Below are 15,216 nucleotides of genomic sequence, written 5' to 3'. Positions count from 1 at the left end.
TTAACGCTTAAAGCAAGTTTATTATGCCCTTAATTTTACCGGTTAAAGATATACACCCTCAGATTGGGTCAGATTGTTTTATTGCCGAAAATGCTACTATTGTAGGCGATGTGGTATTAGGCAAGGAATGTACAGTTTGGTTTAATGCTGTGGTGAGAGGCGATGTAAATAGTATTCGGGTAGGAGATAAAACCAACATCCAGGATGGTGCTGTTATTCATTGTTCTTACCAAAAAGCGGCCACCAACATAGGCAATAATGTATCTATTGGGCATAATGCTATTGTGCATGGATGTACAGTAGAAGATAATGTGCTGATTGGTATGGGAGCAATAGTAATGGATCATGCCGTGGTACAAAAGAATTGTATTATAGCTGCAGGAGCTATTGTACTGGAGAATACAATTTGTGAATCCGGTTGTATTTATGCTGGCATTCCGGCTAAAAAAGTAAAGCAACTAAGCCCGGAGCAAATTGAAGGCTTAGATAAAGTAGCCAACAATTATGTAATGTATGGTAGTTGGTTTAAGTAAAATTTAGTACCAGACCATTAAAGGCTTGGAATGCAGGAGCTGGTTAGATAATAGCGATTATCAAACCAGCTTTTTTATTTTATATATTAGCGTTGCTTAATATTCTTATAAATGATGTATGTTAGGTGGCGAAATTCGCCGGAAGAAATTGGTTATTCAACTGCTTTTTCCGGTAAGTGAGCTAAGTAAGGGTTGTTGTCGCCAGGCAATTGCTATAGCTTTGAATCAAAATTAAAATTAAAGATGCAACCACATTCCTATTCAAAGAAAGCCAAAGGCGGAAAAATATTTGGGGGTACGATTTTGCTTTTAGTAGGTACCTTTTTTTTACTTAAACAACTAGGTTATACTTTTTTCTTGCCAAGCTGGCTGATTAGCTGGCCTATGTTTTTGATTGTTATGGGCTTATTTAATGGGTTCCGGCATAATTTCCGAAATCCGGCCTGGTTTATAATGATAAGTATTGGCGGGGTATTTCTGGCAGAAAGGTTTATGCCCGGCTTAGAGGTCTCTAGATTCTTATGGCCCGTACTTATAATTTTATTGGGTATCTGGATGATTTTTGGTCCCAAACGTAATCGCCGGAATGCTTGGTGTGGAGATGATGATCAGCAGCCTGCTAATCCGATTACTACTTCTGCGGCATATACTTCTAATAATGAATCTGTTGTTCCAACCTCAGATGTAAATACAGGTAATTCATGGAACACTACAGCAGCTGCTCCAACTAAAAATGACTACATTGATTCGGTTGCCGTTTTTGGTGGTGTAAAAAAAAACATCGTTTCTAAAAATTTTCAGGGTGGCGAAGTAGTCTGCTTTATGGGGGGTACAGAAATAAACTTATTACAAGCCGATGTGCAGGGACGGGTTGATTTAGAAGTCACTCAGGTTATGGGTGGAGTCCGGTTAATGATTCCGCCACATTGGGATGTAATTTTTGAGGTTACCGCTATATTGGGGGGGGTAGAAGATAAACGCAATATTCAGCCCGGCTTAATTAATGGGAGCAAAGTTCTGGTAATCAAAGGCACCTGTGTGCTGGGCGGTATTGATGTCCGGAGCTTTTAGACAGAGCTGTTTCAGAAAGCCCTAACTGGTAAAATAGAGCCCATTGATTAGACATTAAGATTTATTTAAGCACAAGCCTTGGCCAATTATTTATTTTCACATAGAAAGTACCTTTTTATTCTGGGGGGCTTTGTGCTGGTATCTAGTGCCATGCAGGCTGCATTGCTTTACTGGTTCGGGCTTGATGCCAATACTGCACTTATTGATGGCATTATAACCAATGTGACTTTAGCCTTTACCGGTTGGCTTTTAAGTAATAACTTACATTATTACCGTCCGGAGCAAGCCCGGTATCTTTACCTGGCCGTATGGTGCTTTTTGCTGGCAGTATTTTGGCTGGCATTTACCCAATGGTTTGTACCTGTAGTTTTGCAAGCCGAAGCTGGTTACCGAAGTTTTTTTGTTAAATCTCTTCCAGTTCGGTTTAGTATAGCATTTTTGGTTTTAGGCTGGGTGGCCATGCTCAGTGTGCTGTGGTATAACCAACAAGAACAAAAGGAAAGTTTAAAACGCCAGGCAGATGCCGAAAAGCTGGCCCGGGAAGCAGAGCTATTTAAATTAAGGCAGCAACTGCAGCCTCACTTTTTGTTTAATAGCTTAAATTCTATCAGTGCTTTAATAGGTAGCCGGCCACAGGAAGCGCGTAAAATGGTGCACCAATTGTCTGACTTCTTGCGAAGTACTTTAAAAAAAGAAGATCATCAATGGGTTAGTTTTTCGGAAGAATTACAGCACCTGGAGCTTTACCTGGAAATAGAAAAGGTGAGGTTTGGCCACCGCCTGGCTACTGTTATACAGCAGGAAGAAGCATGTGGTGAATTAATGTTGCCGCCCATGCTGCTACAACCCATTGTAGAAAATGCAATAAAGTTTGGGTTGTACGATACTACTGAAGGTGTAATCATCAGCTTACAAGCTAAACGAGAAGCTAATTATTTAAAGATACAGGTTAGCAATCCATTTGATGCCCAAACGGCTCAACCCAAAAGAGGTACCGGTTTTGGATTAGCAGGCATACAACGACGCTTATTTTTACTTTTTGCCCGCACCGACTTGTTGAGCACTGCTACTGATAATTCCTTGTTTATTACGACCATAAAAATACCACAAATATGAAACGTGTTATTCTGATTGATGATGAGCCCCTGGCCCGTTCGTTAGTTCGGGAATACCTCCAGAATTATCCGCTGATTGAAGTAGTGCAGGAATGTAACGATGGTTTTGAAGGATTAAAAGCGATAAATGAATACCAACCGGACCTTGTTTTTTTGGATATCCAGATGCCCAAGATTACTGGGTTTGAAATGCTGGAACTCCTGGAAAATCCGCCTTCAGTTATTTTTGCCACTGCTTTTGACCAATATGCCATTAAGGCTTTTGATGCGCACGCTATAGATTATTTGCTGAAGCCTTTTAGCCAGGAAAGATTTAATAAAGCCGTGGATAAATGGCTGGGGCAAACCGACACGGCGCAGACAAAACATAACACCCAGGCCTTATTAGCCGAAATGGCAGTTGCAAACGAAAGACAGGATCGTATTGTAGTAAAAATTGGAAATAAAATCAGGATAATACCTACCCAGGATATTTATTATTTAGAAGCCGATACTGATTATGTAAAAATTCATACACCAGAGGGCGCTTTCCTGAAAAACAAGACCATGCAATACTTTGAGGAAGCCATGGACCCTAAGAATTTTGTGCGGGTGCATCGTTCCTATATCGTTCAAATACGACAAATTACGCGAATAGAACCCTATGAAAAGGATGCGCATGTGGCGGTATTACGTTCTGGTGCTCAAATTCCAGTAAGCCGAAGCGGTTATGCAAAACTAAAGCAAGTATTAGGACTATAGGATTTTTACAAAATATTCTTGCGTTAATACGTAGCAGTCGGTGGTTTTATTCCGTAGTTTCGCTCTTTAATTTTAATAAAATGAAGAAATCACTACTGCTCTCAGGCGCCCTTATTATACCCGCTTTATTTTTATTTAATTTTTCCCGCAAGAAAGAACCATTAACCTGGAAACCGGTGGTTACGGCTACTAGTTGTGAAGCCCGTCACGAAAGTGCTTTTGCCCGGGTAGGCGATAAGTTTGTATTATTAGGCGGTCGTAAAATTAAAGCCGTAAATATTTTTGATGCTGTAAAAAAAGAATGGACTAACGGCGCTATGCCTCCGCTGGAAATGAATCATTTTCAGGCAGTAGAGTACAAAGGCGAAGTATATGTAATAGGCGCTTTTACAGGATCTTTCCCGCATGAGAAACCAATTCCAACTATTTACATCTATAACCCAAAAACGGATAAGTGGCGGGAAGGTCCGGTGATTCCGGCCGATCGGCAACGGGGTGCGGCAGGAGCTGTGGTACACAATAATAAAATTTACCTGGTATGCGGCATTACGGATGGGCATTATGATGGACACGTAGCCTGGTTCGATGAATTTGATCCGGCCACCGGGAAGTGGCGTAAATTGCCGGATGCTCCCCATGTGCGCGATCACGTGTCGGTAGGGGTGGCCGAAAATCAGTTAGTTATAGCTGGAGGCCGGCGGTCTTATTTCAAAATCGGAGACACCATGACTTTAACTACTCCGGAAGTAGATGTTTTTAATTTTAAAACCAATAAATGGGAAACGATGCCGGCTGCCCAGAACATTCCTACCCAGCGTGCCGGTAATACAGCCGCAGTATTAGGTAGCAAAGTTATAATTATTGGTGGCGAAAGTATTCAGGAACTAGCCCACAACGAAACCGAGGCTTTTGATGTGAAAACCAGAACCTGGGAGAAGTTAACACCTCTGAATACAGGACGGCACGGTACTGGTGCAGTAGTTTATAAAGGTAAAGTATTTATTGCAGCCGGCTCGGCCAAACATGGCGGTGGTCCAGAGATAAATTCGATGGAAGTATTAGAGTAATGTAAATTATACCTATTTTAGAAAGTTGCAGCTACCTGGTAGTTGCAACTTTTTTTATTAGTAAAACTTCCTTTCCAATAGATGAAAAAAATATTCCTTCTGATATTTTTTAACTTGATCCTGACGGCCTGCAAGGACGAATTACTACAGTTGGACCCGATGGATTCAGCTGTTCGATTATCGTTGCGGGAAGTACATAATCAGAATAAAAGCCATATTCTGTTAGTAGTTTTTACCCGGAAAGAATTTACTTGTGCCAATTACGAAATATTATCTTCGGCAGCTATAGGCAAAAAGGCAATTGCTATAAACCTTTTTGGAATAAAGCCTCCACCAAGAATCTGTTCTTATGCTTTTGGTCCTGCCGTTGCCGTAATCGATTTAGGAAATTTAAGGAATGGTAACTATGAGCTTCATATAAATAAAGGAGGAGCTTTTGATAAAGGCTCCCTAACCATTACCTCCTCCGAAATCAAATTAGATTTCCCGATACAGCCCCGGATCGATATTCTTACGCCAGTGTTAAAAAGATATTTGTAAAAGAAAATATATTTAACAAAGGCAGCAATTTAACCTTCATTCTTTTCCTGAAATTAGCATTAAAGTCTATTTCTATTTATTATTGAGATTCTCAGAAGTCTGCATTTATGGGGGTACAGGTATTAAAAGTATTATTTATTGTTCTTTTTCTTTTCCAGTGTAAATCAAAAAAAGAAACCAAAGAACCAATAACAGTAAATCAGGAACATCCGGTTACAGCGCAAGGAGAGGCCACTATAGCAAATCTTACTAATTCCCCGGATTCGGGTAGTGCCGAGGAGCCAGATCCCGCAGATACCAATACCATTACTTCCCGGGAGCAGGTTCCTATTTTATGTTACCACCAAATTAGGGATTGGCGACCTCGGGATTCTAAGAGAGCAAAAGATTATATAGTGCCGGTAGCCAGTTTTAAAGCCCAAATGAAAATGCTGGCCGATAGCGGCTACCACACCATTTTACCTGATCAGTTGTACGCCTATTTAACTTCCGGTGCTAAATTACCTGAAAAGCCTATTATGCTTACTTTTGATGATACTGATTTAGACCAGTATACTGTGGCGAAGCCCGAAATGGAGAAGTATGGCTTTAAAGGCGTATTTTTTGTAATGACGGTTTCGCTGGGACGACCCCGGTACATGAGTAAAGCGCAGATAAAAGAGCTATCGGAAGCGGGTCATGTTATTGGTTCCCATACCTGGGATCATCAGAATGTGAAAAAGCTAAAGGGAAACGACTGGATTACGCAAATAGATAAGCCTACCAAACAATTAGAAAGCATTACTGGAAAAGAAGTGAAGTACTTTGCTTATCCTTTTGGTTTATGGAATGAAGCTGCCATTCCGGAATTAAAAAAGCGAGGAATGGTGGCTGCTTTTCAATTATCCTTCAAGCGCAGTCCGGAAGAGCCGCTGTATACCATCAGGCGAATAATTGCCAGCGGTTACTGGAGCCCCCGTACCCTTTATACCAACATAATCAGAAGCTTCTAATAATTTGGTACAAGCAAAATGCTTGCACCAAATTATTAGAAGGTAAAAATCTATTTTTTATTTAGAGCTATATAACGTTTGTTAGCAGCGGGAGCTGGTTTATTTTGTCTACGGTTGCCCGGATATTCTTTAAAGTTCCGGTTAGTGGCCACATACCGCTTATAAATAGAAGCTCGGGTGATATTTTGGTTTTTAAAGCGGAAGTTAACGTTTGTGTAGCGAACTTGTTTCTGGCCATTGGCCATGGTTACCTTTTTAGAACAGGAAGCAGTAGTAAATAGTATAGCTATTGCAAGGGCGGAAAATAGTATTAATCGTAGCATAGGATTTTTAATTTAAGGTGAACTATGCTCGGGAGTCCAAAAAACAAGCCAACAAATATGAATTTGCAACTAATATAGACAAAATAAATATTTAAATTTTATGTAATACTAAACTAAAAGGTGGTCCGTTAAATAAGGTTGCCTAGCAACAATAATAGCCATATTTAGGGCAGTTGTGATTATATAATTTAAATTGTAATATTTAAATTATATAATTTTTTGCTATGTCTGATTTAGTTCTTTCTAACATATACAAAGGCTTTCTCCAATCCATTATTTAAAAAATAAGTCCTTTTTAAATAATAAAAGCGCTTTAAATAACTGCTCAACTTTTTATCTCGAATAAGATTAAAAGACATTAATTCTTTTCCTCCATGAGCATACAAAACTGTTAATTCTGTTGGTTTGCCAATAATGGCGGCCGGGTCTTTCCCTTTGGTATTAATTGCTCTGATCTTAGATCCAAATTGATCGAAGTAATAATTGTAATAGTCTGCGTAATGACTAATAGCAGGTACTCTTGAATGCCTACTGGCCACCGTTAAGGCAATATCACGATAGTTTTCGTTATCGTTAGTTATTTTAGTGTAATGCTTCCGAATAAATAATATATTAATTATGGCACTTATGGTAACCAATGTTATACCAATTCTGCCATAGTGCTTCTTAAAAGTATCCAGACCTATAACTAACGCAGCTATTAAAAAGGGCAAGGCAGCAATGGTGCATTTTAATTGCAGAATAGGTTTTAGTATGGAAACAAAGTAAGTAATAATATAAACTGATAATAAGCCATAAGTAACTAATAAATAACTTACATAAGAAGGTGTATTTTCTTTTTTTGATAAAGAATACAAGCATCTAAAGAAGCCCATAAGTCCTAATACATAAAAAGCAAAGCTGACCGGATCTTTACCTAAAGTTTTGTACAGGTAAAAAATAATAAAATTCAATTTGGGTAATCCCATCCAATGTTCTCTGGTTCCAGAAAATAATAAATTTGGTACCCAGGGTAAGTACAATAAAAGAACTGCGAATCCAGCCAAAAGCCCCTTTTTAATAATAACTGGATTTAGTTTTCTCCACATTAAATGGAAAAAGCAGAGGATTTCAGCACCAAACACAAATAAACCAAAGTAGTGCGTATAGATTAAACTGGTAGTAAATAGAACATATAATATATAATCTATAGATTTTCCTGTTTTAATGCTTCTTAGAAAAAAAATGGCAGAAAGAATAGTAAACAGAAACAACCATATATACATTCTAATTTCCTGACTATAATGTAAATGGAGATAATTTACTGTGGTAAACAAAGCCATTACAAGTCCTGTTTTTTTACTTTTGATTTCTCGGCCAAAGTAATACATGGCTCCTACACTCAAGGTTCCAACCAATGCGGAGGTTAAGCGGCCAACAAAATCATTATAAGTAACTACTTTAAACAAATAATGGAGTAAAAGGTAACTTAATGGGGGATGGAAATCATTTGTTTTGATCTCCGTCAATATCTTTTGTAGAGGTAGTGCTGGATTTGCATTAACCATGGTATATAACTCATCTGACCATAAGCTTTGATAGGTTAAATGGTAGATGCGGCTAAAGAAGGCTACCGCAATAATTATTATAAGCGCAATATTTCCTTTTAAGAAGGTATTTTGGTTGGAAAACTTTAGCAATTCTTCTCTACCTGCTTTCCCTGCTTTTTCTTTTATCATTGGTGAGTTGAAATCTGTAAATTGTTTACGGACTAAAGATAATAAACTAACAAATAAAAAGGCCACTACTAGCTGCAGTGGCCTTTTTATTTATAAATGAAAAAGTTTATACTAAACCATTTTCTTTTAAATATTCCGCAATTTGTACGGCATTGGTAGCAGCACCCTTACGTAAGTTATCTGCCACAATCCACATATTTACGGTACGTGGTTGAGTTTCGTCTAACCGGATACGACCTACCAATACTTCATCTTTGTTATGCGCATCCATTGGCATTGGGTATTTCAAGTTCTTCACATCATCCACCACCAGGACACCTTCGGTTTCTTCCAGGATGCGGTAGATATCCTCTAAAGCAAAGTCTTTTTCAAACTCCACGTTTACCGACTCCGAGTGACCGCCCATTACTGGAATACGCACGGTAGTGGCGGTTACTTTAACTGAATCATCACTAAGAATTTTTTTGGTTTCATTCACCATTTTCATTTCTTCCTTGGTGTAACCGTTTTCCGTAAATACATCAATGTGCGGAATCACGTTCAAGTCAATTGGGTAAGCATACGCCATTTCCCCTTGTTTGCCAGCCCGCTCATTCATTAACTGATCTACCGCTTTTTTACCAGTACCAGTAACAGACTGATACGTAGAAACAATAATCCGTTTGATTTTGAAAGCTTCGTGTAATTTATGCAAAGCCAATACCATCTGAATAGTAGAACAGTTTGGATTAGCAATAATTTTATCGTCTTTGGTTAACTCTTTGGCGTTAATTTCCGGAACTACTAATTTTTTGGTAGGGTCCATGCGCCAGGCAGATGAATTATCAACCACGGTAATGCCAGCTTCAGCAAAACGCGGTGCTTCTTTTAAAGAGGTGCCGCCACCAGCCGAGAAAATAGCAATTTCCGGACGCGCTGCAATTGCATCGTCCACACCAATAACAGTAATTTCCTTACCCTTAAAAGTTTTCTTAGTACCAACCGATCTCTCAGATGCAACCAACAACAATTCATCTACCGGGAAATTCCGTTCTTCTAAAACTTTTAGGATTTCGCCGCCTACCAAGCCGGTGGCGCCTACTACTGCTACTTTCATTTTGTGTAGTTTAAGATAATTAAGGTTTAAATATTTAGGTTTACCCAGTTGCCTAAGCCAAAAAATTTCACGTAATGAAGGAAATTGTATGCACTTACACCTCAGGGAATTGGGCGGCAAAATTAACTACTTTTTTAAAGGGATTTAGCATTTATGCGAAAATTTTTATCTGTTTGGTTATTTTTTTACCAATTATTAGCTTTTGGACAGCTTCAGGAAAACTTTTCAGATGGAGATTTCACTCAGCATCCTGCCTGGACAGGTGATCAGCAATACTTTCAGGTAAATGCGGGTAAACAACTGCAAAGTAATGGCCCAGCGGTAACCGGTTCTATTATTCAGTTAGTTACACCTTTGCAGGTTGGTAGCAGTACTACCTGGGAGTTTTACGCTGAAGTTAACTTGGCTACTTCATCCGGTAACTATGCAGATGTATTCCTGATGTCTGATATAGCTGATTTGAAAGGTGGCAATAAAGGTTATTTTGTTCGGATAGGTGGTACACCCGATGAGGTAAGCTTATTCAGGAAAGATGGTGCTGCTACGCCGGTGTATGTTATAAATGGTCCGGATAGAACCATTAGTAGTTCAACGAGCAATAAAATGCGCATTCGGGTAAGTTGGGATGCCCAGCATAAATGGACGCTTTGGTTGGATATAACGGGAAGCGGATTGGCTTATGCCGAACAAGGAAATGCAGTAGATGCCACCTACCGTACATCGGCCTACTTTGGCTTTTTACTAAGGTATTCTGCTGCCAATAGTAAAAAATTTATTTTCGATGATATTGAAGTCCGTGACACCACACCAATAGATGTAACCCCACCTGTAGTGCAGCAGGTAACGGTTACAAATAGCCGCAGCCTTCAGGTAAAATTTAATGAACCAGTAAGTAATGCCAGCGCTCAGATAGTAGCTAACTATTTAATAAATAATGGAATTGGTCAACCAATTACGGCTACTTTAGCTGCCAATGATGCTTCTTTAGTAAACTTAAATTTCGCTAAGGATTTTTTTATTGGGACAAATAACCTGACTATAAATAATGTGGAGGATGTACGGGGCAATAAAATCGCAACTCCAATTACCACTAGTTTTAATTATACGCCAGTAATTTCTGCTAATTACCGGGATGTTCGCATAAACGAAATCATGGCCGATTATAATCCAACTGTTGGCTTGCCAGGAGTAGAATATATTGAACTATATAATAGCAGTAATAAAACCCTTAACCTGAAAGACTGGCAATACTCTGATGCCACTACCGCTACGGCCAGATTCCCTGCTTATAATTTAGCTCCGGGTACATTTGTATTACTAAGCCGGCCGGCCGATACGACAGAATTAAAAAGCTACGGTAAAGTTTTGGGGCTACCTGGTTTTCCTACCCTGAATGATGCAGGTGATGCGGTAGAGATTTTTGACAACACCGGTAAACTTATTGACAAAATTATTTACACTACGGCTGCGTATAAAGATACCAGAAAAGCCGAAGGTGGATGGAGTTTAGAACTAATAAACCCCACTAATAGCTGTGGTAATATTGAGAATTATATAGCATCTGTGCATCCGGATGGAGGGACGCCTGGCAGGCAAAATTCTGTTTACAACACTACGCCGGATACACAGGCTCCTGCATTGTTAAGATATGAGCTCATTACCGCCAATCAGATCAAGTTGACTTTTTCTGAACCGCTGGACAGTGTTAGTAGTCGGAATATTTCTACTTATGCTGTTTCTGGCGGAATGGAAGTAATAACGGTCGTCGTTCCTGCCCCGGAATATAAAGCGGTTTACCTTATGTTGCAAGCAAACCTGCAACCCCGACAAACCTATACGGTAACTATCCGGGATATAAGAGATTGTCCAGGTAATGCCACCACTACTTCCATTACTTTAGCCTTGCCGGAATCAGCGGGAGTAGGAGATGTAATTATTAATGAAATTCTCTTCAACCCTAAAACGGGTGGAGTAGATTTTGTAGAAGTTGTAAACCGCTCGCCTAAATTTATAGATTTAAAAAACTGTCAATTAGGTAATGAGGAAGCCGGCGTAGTGTCAAACCTGCGAACCATTAGTTCGGAAAGTTTTATAGTGGCGCCACAACAATATATAGTTTTAACAACCCACCCGGACATTGTTCAGGCCCACTACCCAGGCGCTGTAAAAGAAAGTTTTTTAAGAATGAGTTCTTTGCCTGCCTATCCCAATGATGCGGGCGTTGTGGTGTTATCAAATGACCAAAAGGTGGTGATAGACCGGGTTGCTTACAATGAAAAAATGCATCTGGCCTTATTAGATGATGTTAATGGAGTATCCCTAGAGCGAATTAAACTGGAGGGGGATAGCAGCGCTGCCAATTGGCATTCGGCAGCTAGTACCGTGGGATATGCTACTCCCGGATTCCGCAATTCACAATACTTTGAACAGACGCCATTTAATGATTTATTCAGCATTGAGCCAAAGATTTTTACGCCGGATGGAGATGGCATCCAGGATTTTACTACCATTAACTACCAGGCATCTGCTATCGGATTTATAGCTAATATAACCATTTATAATGGAAATGGCCGGCGGGTAAAGCACTTGGTTAAAAATGAAACTTTAGCTGCTACTGGGTTTTTCCAGTGGGATGGTGTAGATGAGCGGGGGTATAAAGTACCGGTTGGGGCTTATATTTTATATATCGAAATATTCAATCTTTCCGGGCAAGTAAAAGCTTATAAAGAAACGGTAGTAGTAGGTGCCCAGTTTTAAAAGTTATTGAACGGGATTAGAGAATTGAACCCTAATAAATAACTTGCAGCAAGTTTAAGTACTAAAATTGCTTTTGTGGAAATAGCCCTACTCTGTTTTTTTGCCTTTCTTGCTGGTTTTATTGATTCAATTGTAGGTGGAGGCGGTCTCATTCAAACACCTGCGATGTTGATTCTGTTGCCCCACATGCCTATTCCTACTTTATTAGGTACCGGAAAAGTATCGGCTATTTCAGGTACTACCGCGGCTATGCTCCGGTATGCCCGCACGGTAGATATAAACTGGAAAGCTATTATTCCTGCTTCCGTAGCCGCTTTCGTTTTTTCTTTTATAGGAGCCAGAGCTGTTAGTCATATACCCACCGAGGCGCTGCGCCCTGTTATTTTAGTATTACTAATAACAGTAGCCGTTTATACCTTTATCAAAAAAGACTTGGGGGCCTTACACGCTCCCAAGCTTACACCAGGCCGGGAGCGGATTATTGCTATCTTGGTAGGAATTATTATTGGGTTTTACGATGGCTTTTTTGGCCCAGGTACTGGTAGCTTTCTGATTTTTGCTTTTGTAGGCGTTTTTGGTTTTAGCTTTTTAGCAGCGTCAGCATCAGCTAAAATTGTAAATGTAGCTACCAATTTGTCGGCTTTGCTTTATTTTGCCTTCACCGACCAGGTTATCTATCAGATCGGAATTCCTATGGCAGTTTGTAATATTATCGGGTCTCAGCTAGGTTCCCGGCTAGCCATTGCCAAAGGCAGCAGTTTTGTACGTGTTTTCTTTTTATTTGTGGTTACAGCCATTATTATCCGGTTTGCTTATGATACTTATTTAAAATAAAGGAAAATATATTCTGGTAATACACTTTATTTTGAATAGTAATATATTGTTTATCAGAAGGTTGTATATTAAGGCCTGTAAAAATTATTAAATTTTATTAGAAATAGATTATCCTTAAAATCCAGTTGCATATAGGTGGTCGTAGGTCTGTCCAAAGAACTTATAATCTAACTATCATGAAAAAATCAGGAAAATTCCTCGCAATTGCCACTGCTTTTACCCTTGTATCTTTTTCTGGTTTTGCCCAAATGGCATCAGCTAATAAAGCAAAACACAACTCCGGCACCCATAAAGAAATGTCTAAAGAAAAAGGCGTAATGGTGGGTGGTGCTTTAATGGTTCCTTCTAAAAATATTGTAGAAAATGCCTTAGGATCTAAGGACCACACTACCTTAGTAGCCGCCGTAAAAGCTGGCGGATTAGTTGAAACTTTAATGGGGGCTGGACCTTTTACAGTTTTTGCTCCAACCAATGACGCATTTAATCAGTTACCAGCCGGAACAGTAGAGACATTAGTGAAACCAGAAAATAAAGAAAAGCTTGTTTCCATACTTACTTATCATGTAGTACCTGGTAGATTACAAGCCAAAGATCTTAAAAATGGACAGACGCTTAAAACGGTTAACGGTGAAACTTTAACAGTTACGCGTAAAGGCAATTCTGTTATGATAAACGGTGCTACTGTTGCTATAGCAGATGTTATATCCAGTAATGGCGTTACCCATGTAATTGATAAAGTGGTGTTGCCTGGTATGTAATAAATTGCTTTTAAACTTATGAAAATGGAGGATAATTATTTTATTCTCCATTTTTATTTTGTAAGGTAAACTATTGACTATCAAGCAAAATATTTTCTCTTTTTAAATAATTTTGTATAATTGCTTTAAAAGCAAGTTTAAGGCATGATAGCTATTCGTAGATTTCAGGAAGCTGATATTCCCCGTTTGTACGAGGCTGTGATCCAATCGGTACAAGAGATTAAACCCTGGTTGTTTTGGAGCCACGAAGATTATTCTTTGGCAGAAAGTCAGGCTTTTGTTAAAGCACAGGAAGAGGCCTGGAAAGAAGGTCAAGCATATAATTTTGTTATAACTGATACCGAAACAGAAGAATTTTTAGGATCAGTTGGGTTGGGTTTAATTAACCGGCGGGAACAGGTAGCTAACCTCGGGTATTGGGTGCACTCAAATTTTACTAAAAGTGGTATAGCCTCCACCGCAACAAGATTAGCAGCTCAGTTTGGGTTACAAGCCCTGGGTTTGGAGCGGATTGAAATTGTGGCCGCTACTGATAACAAAGCTAGTTGCCGGGTTGCTGAAAAAGCCGGGGCCAAGAAAGAATGCCTGGTAAATAAACAGGTACTAGCAAATGGTAAATTAACAGACGGTATAACTTATTCCTTTAATAAGGAAGACTTTATGCTGGTTTAATAGTTAGAACAGATAAGCCTGCTAAGTAAGGTTTAATAATTTTTGGGCGGCTAAGGTTGGCGATATGGAACCGTCCAATACTTGTTGCTCTAATTCAGGCAAAATACTCTTTATGGCGGGCGCAGCAAAAAAATTATCCAATAAGGCCTGTCTGATTGTTTCGTGCAGCCAAAATAAATTCTGATCCTTCCGTTTCTTCTGAAAAAAGCCTGAGTGATGGGTTAGCTTGAAATAAGCATCAATTTGGTTCCAGATAACATTAATGCCTTTGTTTTCCAGGGCAGAGCAGATAGTAACTTGTGGAAACCAACCAGACTCTGGTTTTGAAAACAACTGTAAGGCCTGCTCCACTTCAGATTTTGCCTTTTTTGCCTGTAAATAGTTTGCTCCATCTGCTTTGGTAATAACTAAGGCATCACCCAATTCCATTATACCTTTTTTAATCCCTTGTAATTCGTCGCCGGCACCAGCTAATAGTAAGAGTAAGAAAAAATCCACCATGCCGTGAACGGCCGTTTCAGATTGACCTACTCCCACGGTTTCTACCAAAATGGTATCAAAGCCAGCTGCTTCGCAAAGAAGAATAGCTTCCCGGGTTTTCTGGGCAACTCCCCCCAATGATTTTCCGGCTGGTGAAGGTCGGATGTAAGCTGCCGGGTTGGTAGCTAGTGTTTCCATCCGGGTTTTATCGCCAAGTATGCTGCCTCCTGTCCGCTGGCTACTTGGATCTACCGCTAAAACGGCTACCTTTTTTTGTCTTGTAATCAGGTAATTACCAAAAGCTTCAATAAAAGTACTTTTGCCTACGCCAGGTGCACCGGTGATGCCGATACGAATAGATTTACCAGTATGTGGTAATAACCGGTTTATAACCTGCTGGGCCAATTCCTGATCAGAGGGAAGAGTGCTTTCTACTAATGTAATGGCCCGGCTAAGTACGATGCGATCACCGGCAATAATCCGGTCGGCGTACTGATCAACATAGAAGCGTTTGACCAC

Annotated in this window: 15 protein-coding genes; 11 read left to right on the top strand and 4 right to left on the bottom strand. The window is 39.6% G+C overall.

The annotated features are described in order from the left end of the window. The first annotated feature begins 23 nt into the window (after positions 1-23). The 7 genes from ADHAQ_RS0112940 (at position 24) to ADHAQ_RS0112905 (ending at position 6,059) form a co-directional block, all read left to right on the top strand. Positions 24-533: a gamma carbonic anhydrase family protein gene (locus tag ADHAQ_RS0112940; protein ID WP_026463295.1), complete on the top strand. Its 510-nt coding sequence runs from the start codon at positions 24-26 to the stop codon at positions 531-533. 243 nt (positions 534-776) lie between these two features. Continuing rightward, a complete protein-coding gene (locus ADHAQ_RS25580; protein WP_051359897.1) occupies positions 777-1,604 on the top strand; it encodes a LiaF transmembrane domain-containing protein in 828 nt (275 codons plus the stop codon). A gap of 132 nt (positions 1,605-1,736) precedes the next feature. After that, a complete protein-coding gene (locus ADHAQ_RS0112925) occupies positions 1,737-2,720 on the top strand; it encodes a sensor histidine kinase (protein ID WP_211240587.1) in 984 nt (327 codons plus the stop codon). Then, a complete protein-coding gene (locus ADHAQ_RS0112920; protein ID WP_026463293.1) occupies positions 2,717-3,460 on the top strand; it encodes a LytR/AlgR family response regulator transcription factor in 744 nt (247 codons plus the stop codon). The genes ADHAQ_RS0112925 and ADHAQ_RS0112920 overlap by 4 nt, the downstream gene beginning before the upstream one ends. Positions 3,461-3,540: 80 nt before the next feature. Further along, positions 3,541-4,527, top strand: a complete 987-nt coding sequence (locus ADHAQ_RS0112915) for a Kelch repeat-containing protein (protein WP_026463292.1) — start codon at positions 3,541-3,543, stop codon at positions 4,525-4,527. Between the two features lie 81 nt (positions 4,528-4,608). Continuing rightward, on the top strand, positions 4,609-5,067 hold the full coding sequence (locus ADHAQ_RS0112910) for a hypothetical protein (protein ID WP_026463291.1): 459 nt from the start codon (positions 4,609-4,611) through the stop codon (positions 5,065-5,067). A gap of 107 nt (positions 5,068-5,174) precedes the next feature. Next, entirely contained in the window at positions 5,175-6,059 is an 885-nt protein-coding gene (locus tag ADHAQ_RS0112905) for a polysaccharide deacetylase family protein (protein WP_026463290.1), read from the top strand. Positions 6,060-6,109: 50 nt separating this feature from the next. Here ADHAQ_RS0112905 and ADHAQ_RS0112900 read toward each other — a convergent pair whose 3' ends face one another. The 3 genes from ADHAQ_RS0112900 to ADHAQ_RS0112885 form a co-directional block, all read right to left on the bottom strand. Next, positions 6,110-6,382, bottom strand: coding sequence for a hypothetical protein (locus ADHAQ_RS0112900; protein WP_157433412.1), 273 nt, complete (start codon positions 6,380-6,382; stop codon positions 6,110-6,112). A gap of 233 nt (positions 6,383-6,615) precedes the next feature. After that, positions 6,616-8,100 carry a glycosyltransferase family 39 protein gene (locus ADHAQ_RS0112890; protein ID WP_157433411.1) on the bottom strand — a complete coding sequence of 495 codons (1,485 nt, stop codon included), beginning with the start codon at positions 8,098-8,100 and terminating at the stop codon, positions 6,616-6,618. A gap of 106 nt (positions 8,101-8,206) precedes the next feature. Continuing rightward, entirely contained in the window at positions 8,207-9,196 is a 990-nt protein-coding gene (locus tag ADHAQ_RS0112885) for an aspartate-semialdehyde dehydrogenase (RefSeq protein ID WP_026463287.1), read from the bottom strand. Positions 9,197-9,349: 153 nt separating this feature from the next. Here ADHAQ_RS0112885 and ADHAQ_RS0112880 point away from each other — a divergent pair, with 153 nt between their 5' ends. The 4 genes from ADHAQ_RS0112880 to ADHAQ_RS25575 all read left to right on the top strand — a co-directional run bounded on the left by ADHAQ_RS0112880 (position 9,350) and on the right by ADHAQ_RS25575 (position 14,217). Then, entirely contained in the window at positions 9,350-11,953 is a 2,604-nt protein-coding gene (locus ADHAQ_RS0112880) for a lamin tail domain-containing protein (RefSeq protein WP_026463286.1), read from the top strand. A 75-nt stretch (positions 11,954-12,028) separates the two neighbouring features. Continuing rightward, a complete protein-coding gene (locus ADHAQ_RS0112875) occupies positions 12,029-12,787 on the top strand; it encodes a sulfite exporter TauE/SafE family protein (RefSeq protein WP_245590608.1) in 759 nt (252 codons plus the stop codon). Between the two features lie 248 nt (positions 12,788-13,035). After that, entirely contained in the window at positions 13,036-13,545 is a 510-nt protein-coding gene (locus tag ADHAQ_RS0112870; protein ID WP_245590663.1) for a fasciclin domain-containing protein, read from the top strand. 144 nt (positions 13,546-13,689) lie between these two features. Then, positions 13,690-14,217: a GNAT family N-acetyltransferase gene (locus ADHAQ_RS25575; RefSeq protein ID WP_051359896.1), complete on the top strand. Its 528-nt coding sequence runs from the start codon at positions 13,690-13,692 to the stop codon at positions 14,215-14,217. A gap of 21 nt (positions 14,218-14,238) precedes the next feature. Here ADHAQ_RS25575 and meaB read toward each other — a convergent pair whose 3' ends face one another. Continuing rightward, complete coding sequence (meaB, locus tag ADHAQ_RS0112860) at positions 14,239-15,216, bottom strand: methylmalonyl Co-A mutase-associated GTPase MeaB (RefSeq protein ID WP_026463283.1); 978 nt, start codon at positions 15,214-15,216, stop codon at positions 14,239-14,241.

This window comes from Adhaeribacter aquaticus DSM 16391, assembly GCF_000473365.1.
GTDB classification, from domain to species: Bacteria; Bacteroidota; Bacteroidia; order Cytophagales; family Hymenobacteraceae; genus Adhaeribacter; species Adhaeribacter aquaticus.
The sequence above is the reverse complement of the archived record's forward strand: the minus strand, read 5'-3'. Positions and strand labels throughout refer to the sequence as shown.

Coding starts and splice junctions, on each gene's coding strand:
- ADHAQ_RS0112940 (WP_026463295.1), top strand. CDS start 24: ATGCCCTTAATTTTACCGGTTAAAGATATACACCCTCAGATTGGGTCA.
- ADHAQ_RS25580 (WP_051359897.1), top strand. CDS start 777: ATGCAACCACATTCCTATTCAAAGAAAGCCAAAGGCGGAAAAATATTT.
- ADHAQ_RS0112920 (WP_026463293.1), top strand. CDS start 2,717: ATGAAACGTGTTATTCTGATTGATGATGAGCCCCTGGCCCGTTCGTTA.
- ADHAQ_RS0112915 (WP_026463292.1), top strand. CDS start 3,541: ATGAAGAAATCACTACTGCTCTCAGGCGCCCTTATTATACCCGCTTTA.
- ADHAQ_RS0112910 (WP_026463291.1), top strand. CDS start 4,609: ATGAAAAAAATATTCCTTCTGATATTTTTTAACTTGATCCTGACGGCC.
- ADHAQ_RS0112905 (WP_026463290.1), top strand. CDS start 5,175: ATGGGGGTACAGGTATTAAAAGTATTATTTATTGTTCTTTTTCTTTTC.
- ADHAQ_RS0112900 (WP_157433412.1), bottom strand. CDS start 6,382: ATGCTACGATTAATACTATTTTCCGCCCTTGCAATAGCTATACTATTT.
- ADHAQ_RS0112890 (WP_157433411.1), bottom strand. CDS start 8,100: ATGATAAAAGAAAAAGCAGGGAAAGCAGGTAGAGAAGAATTGCTAAAG.
- ADHAQ_RS0112885 (WP_026463287.1), bottom strand. CDS start 9,196: ATGAAAGTAGCAGTAGTAGGCGCCACCGGCTTGGTAGGCGGCGAAATC.
- ADHAQ_RS0112880 (WP_026463286.1), top strand. CDS start 9,350: ATGCGAAAATTTTTATCTGTTTGGTTATTTTTTTACCAATTATTAGCT.
- ADHAQ_RS0112870 (WP_245590663.1), top strand. CDS start 13,036: ATGGCATCAGCTAATAAAGCAAAACACAACTCCGGCACCCATAAAGAA.
- ADHAQ_RS25575 (WP_051359896.1), top strand. CDS start 13,690: ATGATAGCTATTCGTAGATTTCAGGAAGCTGATATTCCCCGTTTGTAC.